Genomic DNA, 13501 nt, shown 5'->3' with positions numbered 1-13501 from the left:
GTATAAAGGTGATGGAGATGGAAAAAGTAGGATTACTGGCCGGCGTCGGTCAGCTGCCTGTTGAATTTATGCGGGCTGCGCAGCAGACAGGCCATGAAGTTATCGTCATTGCCGTTGTCAGCGGAGTTGCAGCAGAACTGGCAGCAGAGGCCGATGCATATTATGAAATCAATGTGGCCAAGTTGGATAAGATTATTAAAACCATGACCAAAGCAGGCGTTACGAAGGTAACGATGATTGGCAAAGTGACCAAGGAAATTCTGTTTAAGGGACTGTCCTTTCCGGATCTGCGGGCGCTCAAGCTGCTGGCCAGGCTGCATAATCGCAAAGACGATACGATTATGCTGGCTATTGTAGATGAACTGGCTAAGGACGGTCTGGAAGTGGTCGATCAGACGTTGTATTTGAAGCCTTTAATGCCGCCTGTCGGCGTCCTTACGAAACGCCGTCCCAGTGAGGACGAAGCAGCAGATATTCGCTTTGGCTTTGCTACGGCTAAGGCCATTGGCGGTATGGATATTGGTCAGACTGTAGTTGTAAAACATAAGGCCGTCATGGCCGTGGAAGCCATTGAAGGTACAGATGCCTGTATTCACCGCGGCGGTGAACTGGGCCGCGGTCAGGCTGTTGTCGTCAAAGTAGCCAAGCCTAATCAGGACGTCCGCTTTGACGTCCCGGCTGTAGGCATGCGGACGATTCAGTCCATGCTGGAAAGCGGCTGTACCGTGCTGGCTATTGAAGCGGACCGCACTCTGTTTGTAGAACAGAAGGCCGTGCTGGAACTGGCCAATCGGCAGGGATTGTGTATTTGCGCCGTAGATAAGACGTTTTAAAAGGAGCGCCTATGAAAATCATGTTTTCTGCCGGCGAGGCGTCAGGTGACATGCATGGCGCTAATCTGGCCAGGGCTTTGCGGGAGCTGGATCCGTCTGTTGAGCTGCTGGGAATGGGCGGCTCCCTCATGAGCGAAGCCGGCGTACGTATTGTATATGATATTAACCAGCTGGGAGTCATTGGTGTCGGTGAAATTATTCGCAAACTTCCTTTTTTTTATCGCCTGCGGAATTTTCTCATACAGACGATGAAGGAAGAAAAACCGGATATTCTGGTCTGCATCGATTATCCCGGCTTTAATATGAAGCTCATTCAGAAGGCGAAGAAAGAAGGTATTTCCGTCGTCTATTATATTTTGCCGACCATTTGGGCCTGGCATAAGAGCCGGGGCAACACGATTGCCCAGTATACCGATCTAGCTGTTTCCCTGTTTCCTTTTGAAGCGGATATGTACCGTGAAATGGGAACGAATGTCGTATATGCCGGCCACCCCTTGCTGGATTCTGTTCACCCGACGATGACGAAGGAAGCGGCAGCGGCCCGTTTTGGCCTGGACCTGCATAAGAAGACGGTCCTGCTCATGCCGGGAAGCCGCGTACAGGAAGTACAGAATTTGCTGCCAACAATGCTGGCTGCTGCGGAAAGGCTGGCCCATACGATTCCGGAGCTTCAGTTTCTGCTGCCCCGGGCTTCGACGATAGATACGGAACTGCTGCAGTCCCTTCTGGCATCCAGCAGCGTATCTGTCACTGTTGGCGAAGGATGCGTGTATGACATGATGAATATCAGCACTGCAGCTGTTGCTGCATCGGGAACGGCTACGCTGGAAACGGCGCTGATGGAACTGCCTACGCTGCTTATTTACCGCGTCAGTACATTGACATACTGGCTGTCCAAGTTTTTGGTTCATTTAGACAGTATTGGTCTTCCCAACATTATCATGGGTCATCGGATTATGCCGGAATTATGGCAGGATGAGGTGACGGCAGATGGAATTTGTCAGGTTCTGCAGCCCTTGCTGACAGAAGACTCGAAACGGGAACAGCTGCGGCAGTCCATGGCGGAAGTGCGTCAGGTAATGGGCAAAGCCGGAGCAGTACGGCGTATTGCAGAAACGATATTACAATTTGCGAAGGAGAAACATACGGAATGAAGCAATATAACAGCTGGCAAAGCTACAAACGCCTATTGATGTTTATTAAGCCCTATAGAAAGCGGCTCGTCGTTGCCGTTATCTGCATGGCTTTTTCCGGTGCCAGCAATGTCGTCGTTCCCTGGCTGATCAAGGACGTTATCGATAAAGTTCTGGCCAATAAGGATACGATGACGCTGAATCTCATCGTTATCGGCATTTTGCTGCTCTTTTTGCTTCGCGGATTTTTTTACTTTGGCCAGCGGTATCTCATGAGTTTTGTAGGCCAGAAAATTGTCAATGACATTCGGGAAAAACTGTACCGTCATTTGCAGACCCTGTCACTGTCGTATTTTGACCGCCGGAAGACGGGCAATATTATGAGTAATCTGACCAATGATGTTACGGCGCTGCAGACGGCCATTGCAGGCAATCTCATTTCCTTCGTCCAGGAAGCAGTTATTCTGGTTGGTTCCCTTGTTTCCATGCTGGTACTGTATTGGAAACTGACGATTCTGACCTTGGTTATCGTTCCTCTGGTCGTGTTTACAATTAACTTCTTCGGCGCCCGACTGCGCCGGGCCGGGCATAATGTACAGGGAAAAATGGCAGATATTACGGCCCTGCTGGAGGAATCCATTTCAGGAATCCGCATTATTCGCTCCTTTAACCGGGAAGATTTTGAAATCAAACGCTTTGTCGTACAGAATGATAATAATTTCTGGGCCCTCATGACGACGACGAAACTGACAGCTATGCTGACGCCATTTATTCAGTTTTTTGCTGCTATTGCCGTTACAGGCATTATCTGGTATGGCGGCATGAGTGTCATTCGGGGAGAAATGACTGCCGGCGCATTGATTGCCTTCCTTATTTATGCTATCAACCTGGCTAACCCAGTACGGCGCATCAGTGAAATTTACGGTGAAATTCAGAAATCTCTGGCTGCAGCAGACCGCGTATTTGAAACGCTCGATACAGAACCGGATGTAAAGGAAAAAGAACATGCCCTGACGCTGCCGCCGGTACAGGGGCATATTGAGTTTCATCATGTATCTTTTGCCTATGATGAGGAACATCCGGCGCTGAAAGATTTTAACCTGTCTATTCAGCCTGGCGAAGTCGTAGCACTCGTCGGCCCCAGTGGTGCCGGTAAATCTACAGTAGCAAATTTGCTGCCCCGTTTTTACGATGTTACTGGCGGCAGCTTGACCATTGACGGCATTGATGTCCGAGATGTGACCTTTTCTTCTCTGCGGCAGCAAATTGGTCTTGTACCGCAGGAGACAATGTTGTTTAATGCAACGATTCGGGAAAATATCTTATATGGACGGCTCGATGCATCAGATGAAGAAATTATTGCTGCAGCCAAAGCCGCTAATGCCCATGATTTCATTATGGGACTGCCTCATGGCTATGATTCCTTTGTAGGCGACCGCGGCAGTGCCTTGTCCGGCGGTCAGCGCCAGCGCATTGCCATTGCCAGAGCGATTCTGAAAAATCCGCGGATCCTCATTCTCGACGAAGCGACGTCGGCATTGGATACGGAAAGTGAAAAGATTGTGCAGGCCGCACTGGACCGCCTCATGGAAGGCCGGACGGCTGTCGTCATTGCCCATCGTCTGAGTACGGTCCGCAATGCAGATCACATCGTTGTCATTGATCACGGCCATATTGTGGAATCCGGTACACATGATGAATTATTGAAACAAAAAGGATTATACGCTAATTTATATGCTGTGCAGTTTAAAAATACTGCAGAGGGAACACACCCATGAAAACAAAGATAAAAATACGCCCTATGTACTGGCTGTACAATATGCTGCTGCTGTTTTACTGGGCTATCCTCATTCCACAGCTTATTTACCGGCTTATTCGGGAGGAAGGCTTTTATCAGCGTATTAAGCAGAGCATAGGGTTCCTTCCTGATGATTTAAAGGAAAAAATTGCTAATCGCCACGCTATTTGGGTTCATGCCGCATCGGTCGGTGAAATTGTAGCAGCCAGTCCCATTGTACGGGAAATGCGCAAGACCCATCCCAATGAGGTCATTATTGTATCTGTCGTTACGGCGACAGGATTCCGCATGGCCCACCAGATTATTAAGGGTGCTGACGGCATTCTGTATTTTCCGCTGGATCTGCCCTATTTGACCAATCGTATTCTGAATATTGTCAAGCCCCGGGTTATTGTCCTGGTAGAAACGGAAATTTGGCCGAATTTTCTGCGCATTGCTGCACAGAAACAGATTCCCGTCATGATGATGAATGGCCGTATCAGTCAGCGGAGCTCCAATCGATACAGGCAGATTACCTTTTTTACCAAACACGTGCTGTCGACGATTCGCGTATTCTGCATGCAAAGCCGTATTGATGCACAGTACATTATCGATATTGGCGCCGATCCCAATAAAGTAATCGTTACGGGAAATACAAAATATGATCAGACCTATGGCATCGTGACAGATGAGGAAAAAAAGAGGTTCCTTCACGAACTGGGATTTGATGAAAAAACATACCCCATCATGATTGCCGGCAGTACTCATAAAGGGGAAAATGGCGCCGTATATAAAGCCTTTGTCAAAATACGCAGTCATTTCCCTGGCGCCAAGCTGATTATTGCGCCGCGCTATATTCATCAGGCCGATCTGGTCCGTGATGAAGGACGGAAATATGAGGTAACGATGGTGAAGAGAAGTGACATGCAGGCCGGCAAACCGGTGCCGCCTTCATATGACGGCGTTATTCTTGACACGATTGGTGAGCTGGGCCGCGTGTACAGCCTGGGAGATTTGATTTTTGTCGGCGGAAGTCTGGTTCACATTGGTGGCCACAATATTCTGGAACCGGCTGCTCACGGCAAGCCCATTGTCGTAGGGCCAAACATGTTTAATTTCGTAGAAATATTTGATCTTCTCAGCAGTCGCGGTGCCTGTATTATGGTACGAAACGAAGAGGAATTCGTCGAAACCTGCCTGGATATACTAATTCATCCGGAAAAAGCGGAACGAATGAAGCGAAGCTGCCTGGAAATTGTTCAGGAAAATCAGGGGGCGACGAAGAAAAACTTGGATGCCCTGCAGCATTTGCTGCAGACAGTATATTAACAGGAAGGCAGTACTATGGCGTTGCGGACACGGATTGCTTCATATTTTTTATATCTCATACATGGTCATGGCCATACCCTGTGGGATCGGCTGATATTGCGCATCCTGGCAGGAGCCGCTGTTTTATACCGTATTGGAGTTTGCCGAAAATACGGTATGTATGCAGACCATCCAGAACGGCAGATCCGGCTGAAGGCCAAAGTGATCAGCCTGGGAAACATCACTGTCGGCGGCACAGGAAAGACGCCGGCAGCCTGTATGATTGCCAAGTATTTTCAGCACCAGGGATATGAGACTGCCCTGCTGAATCGGGGATACCGGTCACAGAAGGAGTCGGCAACAGCTGTTATGTCCGATGGAGAACATATTTTACTGTCTCCTGCTGTTGGCGGTGACGAGGCGTGTCTGATGGCCCGCAGCCTTCCCGGCATACCTGTCCTGGTAGGCAGAGAACGGGCTAAAAGCGGTGCGCTGGCGGAACAGCTGTTTCACACGCAGATTCTCATACTGGATGACGGGTTTCAGCACTGGCAGCTCCATCGGGATTTGGACATTGTTCTTATTGACGCAACGAATCCCTTTGGCAACGGGTTTCTCCTGCCGCGCGGCATGCTGCGCGAGCCTCTGGAACACCTGCAGCGGGCAGGCCTGTTTATGCTGACTAAGACCGATCAGGTGGACCAGGCTGATATTGATTCCATATATACGGTCCTGGGCAGGTATAATGGAACCGCACCGGTTATTGAAACCGTTCACCGTCCTACATGGTGTATTTCTTTTGCTGACTGGAATAGCGTAAAAGAAAACGGTTCATGTCCTTCGCTGCCGGAAAACACGCGGGGAATTGCCGTATCTGCTTTGGGCAATCCGGCATCCTTTGAACAGACGGTCCGCTCCATGGGGTATATTTTGGCCGATACGCTGCGGTATGACGACCATCATCAGTATGGACAGGCAGACGGTGCTGTTATGGCGAAAAAAGCCCGGGAAAACAGGGCCGTATTGATTACAACAGAAAAAGATGCTGTTAAAATGGATGCAGCTATGATACAAACATATGAGCTGCCTTTATATGTCCTCGGAATTGAGCTGGAAGTTCGTAAGGGCAGCGCAGTATTACAGAAGGTATTGCAGCAAACGATAGGAGGGTAAGGATATGAATTTTATATGTATTATTCCATCACGGTATGCGTCGACGCGCCTGCCGGGAAAACCGCTGGCTGATATTGCCGGCAAGCCAATGGTACAGCGTGTGTATGAACAGGCAGCGAAGGCTTCTAAAATAGGTCAGGTCGTCGTAGCTGTTGACAACCCTAAAGTGTATGATACAGTCGTATCCTTTGGCGGACATGCCGTCATGACCCGGGAAGATCACGCTACCGGAACAGATCGCCTGGCTGAAGCGGCCGGTCATTTTCCGGAAGCCGATGTCATTATTAATGTGCAGGGCGATGAACCGCTTATTGCACCAGATGTCATTGATTCACTGTGCCAGGCTTTTGAAGACGATGCAGCACTGGAAATGGCAACGGTGGCAACGCCTTTGGCTGAAGATGAATATGACGATCCCAATGCCGTTAAAGTCGTCCTCAATTGTCACGGTGAAGCCATGTATTTTTCCCGTTCTCTTATTCCGTATCCGCGTAATTCCTTTACTGGCCGTATTCAGCCATACAAACATATTGGCATTTACGCATATCGCCGGACCTTTTTGTTCGCCTATGCTTCCATGGCTCAGACGCCGGCAGAAAAAACAGAATCGCTGGAACAGTTGCGAGTTCTTGAAAATGGATATAAGATAAAAGTAATTACGACGAATCATCAGTTTATCGGCATTGACACGCCGGAAGATCTGGAACATGTGAGAGCTTATTTTGCACATAAGGGAGATACTACGATATGATGGAACAAGTAAAATCAGTACAAATCGGGAATACTCGCGTTGGCGGCGACGGCAAACTGTTTGTCATGGCCGGCCCCTGTGTGATTGAGGATCCGGAACGTATCCTGCATATTGGGCAGGAAATGAAGCGTATTTGCGAAAAACTGGGCGTTACCTATATTTTCAAGGCTTCCTACGATAAGGCAAACCGTTCGTCCTATACGTCCTATCGCGGTCCTGGACTGAAAAAGGGCCTGGAAATTCTGCGGCATATAAAAGAAGAGCTGCAGGTGCCCGTTATTAGTGATGTCCATTCTATCGAACAGATCGAACCGGCAGCAGAAGTACTGGATGTGCTGCAGATTCCGGCATTTCTCTGCCGACAGACAGATTTGCTGGAAGCGGCAGCCAGGACTGGCAAATGTGTCAGTGTCAAGAAGGGGCAGTTTATGGCTCCGTCAGATATGAAAAATGTGCTGGAAAAGATGTCTCATGTAGGCAATGAAAACCTCATGCTGACAGAACGGGGCTTTTCATTGGGCTATCATAATCTGGTAGTCGATATGCGGGCTTTTCCGATTATGCGCAGTTTCGGCTATCCCGTTGTCTTTGATGCGACCCACAGCGTTCAGCTTCCCGGCGGTGCCGGCACTCATTCGTCGGGACAGCGGCAGTTCATTGGCAATCTGGCCAGAGCGGCAGCCGGTGCCGGTATAGACGGCGTATTCATGGAAGTCCATGATAACCCGGATGAAGCATTGTGTGACGGGCCGAATATGCTGTATGTTTCGCAGGTCGAAGCAGTGCTGCGTGATATGATCGCAATCAATGAAATTACCCGGAAAAGTATTAGTACGGCGAAAGAATAAACGGAGGAGTTTGGCATGGATATTTTGGCAGAAGCAAGAGATGTGCTTCATCAGGAAGCGCAGGGTATTGAAAAACTGATCCCTACGCTGGACCAGAGTTTTGTAAAGGCAGTACATATGATTTTGGAATCACCTGGCCGGGTTATTGTAACAGGCATGGGAAAGTCGGGACATATTGCCCGCAAAGTGGCTGCAACCTTATCCAGTACGGGAACGCCGGCAGTATTTCTTCATCCGGCAGAAGCCATTCATGGTGACCTCGGCATGGTCACATCCAAGGATGTGGTCATTGCCTTTTCCAACAGCGGCGAAACGATGGAAGTTCTGAATATTCTGCCATCTTTGAAGCGAATCGGTGCCAAACTGATTGCCGTTGTAGGCAACCATAATTCGACGCTGGCCAAAAATGCCGACATTATTCTCGATGCATCTGTAGAAAAAGAAGCGTGTCCGCTGGGGCTGGCGCCGACGACGAGCACAACTGTCGCCCTGGCTTTAGGGGATGCCCTGGCCGTGGTACTATTGTCTGCGCATCACTTTACGAAAGATCAGTTTGCTATTTTTCATCCCGGTGGAGCTCTGGGACGCCGTCTGCTCCTTACCGTCGAAAACGTCATGCATAAGGGGAACGATAATCCCGTCATTTCCGAAGACAGCCTGGTACAGGATGCCCTGTTCATGATGACCGAAAAAGGACTGGGTGCCGTATCTGTAGTGGATGAAGAAGGCCGTCTCGTAGGCCTGGTAACAGACGGCGACGTGCGCCGCGGCCTGGAAACAGGCTCCAATTTCCTGCAGTGGCCTGTTGATGCCATGATGACGAAAAATCCGCGGCAGATTACAGAACAAAAACTGGCGGCAGAAGCACTGCATATTATGGAAAAAAATCAGCCCCGGCCCATTACAGTACTTCCTGTTGTCGATAAAGACGGAAAGGCTATTGGCATGATTCACCTGACAGATTTGCTGCGGCAGGGAGTTGTCTGATGGACGGAATACAACTGAAACTGATCGCTTTTGATGTCGACGGTGTACTGACTGATGGGACGATTTACTACGGCCCTGACGGCGATGCTATGAAAGGATTTTCTGCCCGCGACGGCATGGGCATATCCCTGGCCCGGGCAGCAGGCATACAGACTGCTATCATTACGGGACGCACGTCGCCTATGGTTGCACGCCGTGCAGCAGATCTGCATATTGACTGGGTGCTGCAGAATGTGTCAGATAAACTGGCTGCTGTAAATCAGCTGTGTCAGGACCTGCATATTTCCATGGAAGAAATTGCGTATATGGGGGATGATCTTAACGACCTGTCTGTTATTGCCAATGTAGGCTGTGGCGCCTCACCGGCAGATGGCTGTGCAGAAGCACGGCAGGCAGCGGTCTTTGTAGCATCCTGTAATGGCGGACACGGTGCACTGCGGGAGTGGATTGAATATATTCTCAAGCAGCAGAACCAGTGGGATTACGTGCTTCGCCGATATATGAGCGGTGAAACGGCCGCTATTCAATAAGAGAAAGGAGCGTCGGTATTGTGTTTAATGACTGGCAGTATCATATGGCCCGGGGATTAGGCAGCATTGTTTGCCGCCTTCCGTACGGAACTGTTATTTCATTGGGACGCAAACTGGGCCCCCTCGTAGGCAAGCTATTGAAAAAGCAGCGCCGCCGAGGCGTGTTTCATGTTATGCGCGGTCTGGAATGCAGCGAAGCAAAAGCCAATGAAATTATGGACGCCCTTTTTCAAAATCTGGGGCAGTCCCTTATGGAAATACTGTATACCCCCAGACTGACAAAAGAGAATATATCCCAGTATGTTACACTGGAGCATCCGGAAAAACTGGAAGCTGCGCTGAAAGAAAATAAAGGCGTCATTGTCCTGACCGGTCATATTGGCAACTGGGAGTGGATGGGCGCATCACTGGCTCTGAATGGGTATCCGACGACGACGATTGTCAAGAAACAGCCGAACGATCAGGTAACGCGATTGTTAAATGAAAATCGTGAAATGATGGGGCTGGAAGTATTTGCCCGCGGCGGCAATGAAATGATCATTGCTGCCAGAGCGTTAAAACGGAAGAAAATCCTCGGCTTCTTAGCCGATCAGGATGGCGGTTTTTACGGTGTGCCTCAGCCGTTTCTGGGAAAAATGTCTTCTACTCCCAAAGGCCCGGCTCTGTTTGCCCGAAAATTTGGTTCTCCTATTCTGCCTATTTTTGCCATCCATGATGAGCATCATCACCATCGCGTCATCATTGGCGATGTCATGTATTATGAAGATACAGGCGATAGAGAGGCAGATATTGCCCGCCTGACCAGAAAAATGGCCGTTTTGACGGAGAAGTTTATTAAAGAGCATCCTACGGAATGGCTGTGGTTCCAACATCGGTGGAGTACAAAGCCGGAGGAAATTGTAGCGCTGCAGCAGGAAGGAGAGGTACAGAGCAATGATGGTAGAAACACTGAAGAAAAATAAAATAACCATTATTGGTGCAGCCGCTGTGCTGGCTTTTTCTGCATTTCTGTATTTCCTTCTAAACCAGCCTGTTTCTGCGCCGCCTGTAGTCAGTCCGGATAAGCTGGTTGAGTTTGAAGGCTCAGAACTGGAAGAGAAAAAGGACGGCAACCTTGTATGGCGGCTGACGGCTGATAAAATCATGATTGATCCGGAAACGGAAGTTATGTATTTTACGAATCCCAAGGCCCTTTTAGTTGGTGATGATGGCACGGAAATGACGCTGACATCGCCGCGGGGAATTGTAGATAAAAAGAAAGGCACCGTTGAAATCAAGCCGCCTGTACAGGCGCAAACAAATAAAAATGATACATTGCAGACTGAAGGCAGTGTGTATTATAATATGAATACGCATATTGTTTCCGGAGGGAAAGTCGTCATGAATCGTCATGACAATACGAGTCTCCGGGCCGATGCATTTGAAACCAATACGAGTATGGATAATGTAACGCTCACTGGCCATGCCCAGGTAACAAAGGGAGAGTAGACCATGATACAGGGAATACAAAAAGTATTACTTGCCGTTGCTGCAGCCGGACTGATGAGTCTGCCTGCATCAGGGTTGATGGCGGCTGATGCACCGTCTGTGTCCGTGACTGCTGATCGACTGGAATACAACGGCAAGACCCAGGTAGCAACGGCAACAGGCAATGTTGTTATTGTCCGCGATCAGGCGACAATGACCGGGAATCATGCCGTCTATAATTTGAAGACTGCCGAAGCCGACATGGAAGGCAATGTTGCTGTACAGCAGCCGGATATGCAGCTCAATGCTGATAAATTACATTCGACGAACCGTAATTATATCATTGCCATAGGCAGCGTACGCGGTATATACGGCGATAAAAAGGTAAATGGCGATCAGGTAGAATATTATCTGGATAAAGACTATGGCATTGTTACGGGCAACGGGTATCTCGAAGCCCAGGGATCGCAGATGTGGGCTGATCATATTGATGCCTGGTTTAAGGAAATCAGAGCTGTAGGTACTGGCAGTGTTCACATTGAATCGCCGGCTGACCATTTGACAGCCTATGCCGGACAAGCCGTATATACACAGACGCCGAATGTCAATGATGGGGTTATTCATCTGACCGGAGACGTTCATGCTGTACAGAACGGCAATACCCTGAACGGCGATAATGTACTGATTCGCCTGGCTGACAATTCCGTGCAGACCATGACCCGTTCTACTGTGGTCATCGTACCGGACGGCGAATAGACGGATGAGGAGCAGACCATGCAGATTCAAACAGAGAATCTTGTAAAACTATATAAAGAAAAACGCGCTGTAGCAGGGGTGAGCATTGCTGTCAATCAGGGAGAAATTGTCGGTCTTCTTGGTCCTAACGGTGCCGGTAAGACGACAACATTCTATATGATTGTAGGAATTGAGCATCCTGATGAAGGGCGCATTCTTATTGGCGACAAGGAAGTAACGGGGCTGCCCATTCATAAACGAGCTGCATACGGAATTGGCTATCTGCCGCAGGAAGCATCGATTTTTCGTAAACTGACTGTAGAGGACAATCTTCTGGCCATGTTGGAAACAACAAAGATGAGCAAGAAAGAGCAGAAAAAGAAGGCAGAAGCGCTGATGGAAGAATTTTCCATTCTTAAACTCCGCGACCGGCTGGGCATTCAGTTGTCCGGCGGCGAGCGGCGCCGTGTTGAAATAGCCCGATGTCTGGTTATGGATCCGGCGTTTATTTTATTGGATGAACCGTTTGCCGGCATAGACCCGCTGGCAGTCAATGAAATTCAGGGCATTATCAGTCATTTAAAACAGAGGGGAATGGGCGTTCTCATTACTGACCATAATGTACGGGAAACTTTGAGCATTGTAGATAAAGCATATATTCTGAGTGAAGGCCGCATTCTGCTGGAAGGCAGTCCGGAGAAAATTGCCAACGACCCGATTGCGAAAAAATTCTATTTAGGCGAAGAATTTAGGATGTAACAGGCAGGAGACAGGAATGCGAATATTAGACAAGTATATATTAAAGGAATTTATCAGTCCCTTTTTATTTGGTGTCTGTGCATTTACGGCTGTTTTTGTCGGCACAGGCACACTATACAGGATTGCCAATTTAATCAATCAATACGGCGCCTCTCTCTGGGCCGCCTTTCGCGTACTCGTACTGGCCATGCCGTCTATTATCGTCGTGACCTTTCCCATGTCTGTACTGCTCGGCTCACTGATGGCCTTTGGCCGGCTGTCCAGTTCCAGCGAACTTATTGTTATGCGCGCAGGAGGACAGAACTTTGTCCGCCTGGCTATGCCTATCTTCATTGCGGCATTTTTTATTTCCCTAGGTACGACGGCGTTTAATGAATATGTGGTTCCTAAGGCAAATAATGCATATAATACAATTATCAATGAAGAAATCAAACATAATGTGGCGCCGGCATCGCAGGATCACATTATCATAAAAAATACGAGCGGATCTGATATATCCAGTCTCATGTATGCCCGCCAATACAATGCGGAAACCAAAGAACTGCGGGACATTACGGTGCAGGAATTTGAAAACGATGTGCTCATGCGTGTGGAAAAAGCCGATCGGGCTGATTGGAACGGCTCCAAGTGGGTCATGCATGAAGGAACGATTTTTGATGTCTCTGGCGGCGAAGGAGTTAACCGGACGATGCGGTTTACCAATCAGGCCTTGCCTATTTCGCAGCGTCCCGGAAAAATTACGGCATCTCAGAAAGACCCCGATGAATTGACAATTCGCGAATTGCGTGAACAAATTAAGCTCCTCGATGAAAATTCGGTCGATACGAACAAGATGAAAGTAGAAATGTATAATCGTTTTGCTCTGCCGCTGGCCAGTTTAGTCTGTGCTATTGTCGGCGCCCCGCTGGGCATGCAGAAGCAGCGGGGAAGTTCGTCTATTGGCTTTGGAATCAGCGTTGTCGTCATTTTTATTTACTACTCGATTATGACGATGGGCAATGCTCTCGGCAATGGCGGCCGTATTCCGCCGTACTTGGCAGCCTTTTTGCCGGATATCGTGTGCGGTATTGCCGGCATATACCTGGTATATCGCAAGTCGAAATAAACTGGCCGGCAGTTCGGGCGTATCGTTCGGACTGTCAGCCTTTTTTTATGTGCATATGTAAAATAGAGAATGACAGAATGACTATAATGTTATAT

General features: G+C 48.8%; 14 protein-coding genes. All 14 read left to right on the top strand.

Going from position 1 to position 13501, the window contains the following annotated elements:
- Positions 1-17: 17 nt before the first annotated feature.
- Genes Q3886_RS03885 through Q3886_RS03820 form a run of 14 tightly spaced genes read left to right on the top strand, consistent with a single transcriptional unit; the run spans position 18 to position 13406 of the window.
- Positions 18-833 carry an LpxI family protein gene (locus Q3886_RS03885; protein WP_301859855.1) on the top strand — a complete coding sequence of 272 codons (816 nt, stop codon included), beginning with the start codon at positions 18-20 and terminating at the stop codon, positions 831-833.
- An 11-nt stretch (positions 834-844) separates the two neighbouring features.
- The gene (gene lpxB, locus Q3886_RS03880) at positions 845-1987 is read left to right on the top strand and encodes a lipid-A-disaccharide synthase (RefSeq protein ID WP_301859853.1); all 1143 of its coding nucleotides are present in this window, start codon (positions 845-847) and stop codon (positions 1985-1987) included.
- The gene (gene msbA, locus Q3886_RS03875; RefSeq protein ID WP_301859852.1) at positions 1984-3744 is read left to right on the top strand and encodes a lipid A export permease/ATP-binding protein MsbA; all 1761 of its coding nucleotides are present in this window, start codon (positions 1984-1986) and stop codon (positions 3742-3744) included. The genes lpxB and msbA overlap by 4 nt, the downstream gene beginning before the upstream one ends.
- Entirely contained in the window at positions 3741-5072 is a 1332-nt protein-coding gene (locus tag Q3886_RS03870) for a 3-deoxy-D-manno-octulosonic acid transferase (RefSeq protein ID WP_301859851.1), read from the top strand. Before msbA ends, Q3886_RS03870 begins: the two co-directional genes overlap by 4 nt.
- 15 nt (positions 5073-5087) lie before the next feature.
- Positions 5088-6224: a tetraacyldisaccharide 4'-kinase gene (gene lpxK / locus Q3886_RS03865; protein ID WP_301859850.1), complete on the top strand. Its 1137-nt coding sequence runs from the start codon at positions 5088-5090 to the stop codon at positions 6222-6224.
- A gap of 4 nt (positions 6225-6228) precedes the next feature.
- The gene (kdsB, locus tag Q3886_RS03860; protein ID WP_301859849.1) at positions 6229-6975 is read left to right on the top strand and encodes a 3-deoxy-manno-octulosonate cytidylyltransferase; all 747 of its coding nucleotides are present in this window, start codon (positions 6229-6231) and stop codon (positions 6973-6975) included.
- Positions 6975-7823: a 3-deoxy-8-phosphooctulonate synthase gene (kdsA, locus tag Q3886_RS03855; RefSeq protein WP_301859854.1), complete on the top strand. Its 849-nt coding sequence runs from the start codon at positions 6975-6977 to the stop codon at positions 7821-7823. Before kdsB ends, kdsA begins: the two co-directional genes overlap by 1 nt.
- A 15-nt stretch (positions 7824-7838) precedes the next feature.
- Positions 7839-8810, top strand: a complete 972-nt coding sequence (locus Q3886_RS03850) for an SIS domain-containing protein (protein WP_301859848.1) — start codon at positions 7839-7841, stop codon at positions 8808-8810.
- A complete protein-coding gene (locus tag Q3886_RS03845; protein ID WP_301859847.1) occupies positions 8810-9340 on the top strand; it encodes an HAD family hydrolase in 531 nt (176 codons plus the stop codon). The genes Q3886_RS03850 and Q3886_RS03845 overlap by 1 nt, the downstream gene beginning before the upstream one ends.
- A gap of 20 nt (positions 9341-9360) precedes the next feature.
- Positions 9361-10302: a lysophospholipid acyltransferase family protein gene (locus tag Q3886_RS03840; protein WP_301859846.1), complete on the top strand. Its 942-nt coding sequence runs from the start codon at positions 9361-9363 to the stop codon at positions 10300-10302.
- On the top strand, positions 10274-10828 hold the full coding sequence (lptC, locus tag Q3886_RS03835; protein ID WP_301859845.1) for an LPS export ABC transporter periplasmic protein LptC: 555 nt from the start codon (positions 10274-10276) through the stop codon (positions 10826-10828). The genes Q3886_RS03840 and lptC overlap by 29 nt, the downstream gene beginning before the upstream one ends.
- A 3-nt stretch (positions 10829-10831) precedes the next feature.
- A complete protein-coding gene (locus Q3886_RS03830; RefSeq protein ID WP_301859844.1) occupies positions 10832-11563 on the top strand; it encodes an LptA/OstA family protein in 732 nt (243 codons plus the stop codon).
- A gap of 18 nt (positions 11564-11581) precedes the next feature.
- Positions 11582-12301 (top strand): LPS export ABC transporter ATP-binding protein, encoded by a 720-nt coding sequence (gene lptB / locus Q3886_RS03825; RefSeq protein WP_301859843.1) that lies wholly within the window; start codon positions 11582-11584, stop codon positions 12299-12301.
- Between the two features lie 16 nt (positions 12302-12317).
- A complete protein-coding gene (locus Q3886_RS03820; RefSeq protein WP_301859842.1) occupies positions 12318-13406 on the top strand; it encodes an LptF/LptG family permease in 1089 nt (362 codons plus the stop codon).
- The last annotated feature ends 95 nt before the right edge of the window (positions 13407-13501 follow it).

It is taken from the genome of uncultured Megasphaera sp. (genome assembly GCF_958350005.1).
Lineage (GTDB): Bacteria > Bacillota > Negativicutes > Veillonellales > Megasphaeraceae > Megasphaera.
The sequence above is the reverse complement of the archived record's forward strand: the minus strand, read 5'-3'. Positions and strand labels throughout refer to the sequence as shown.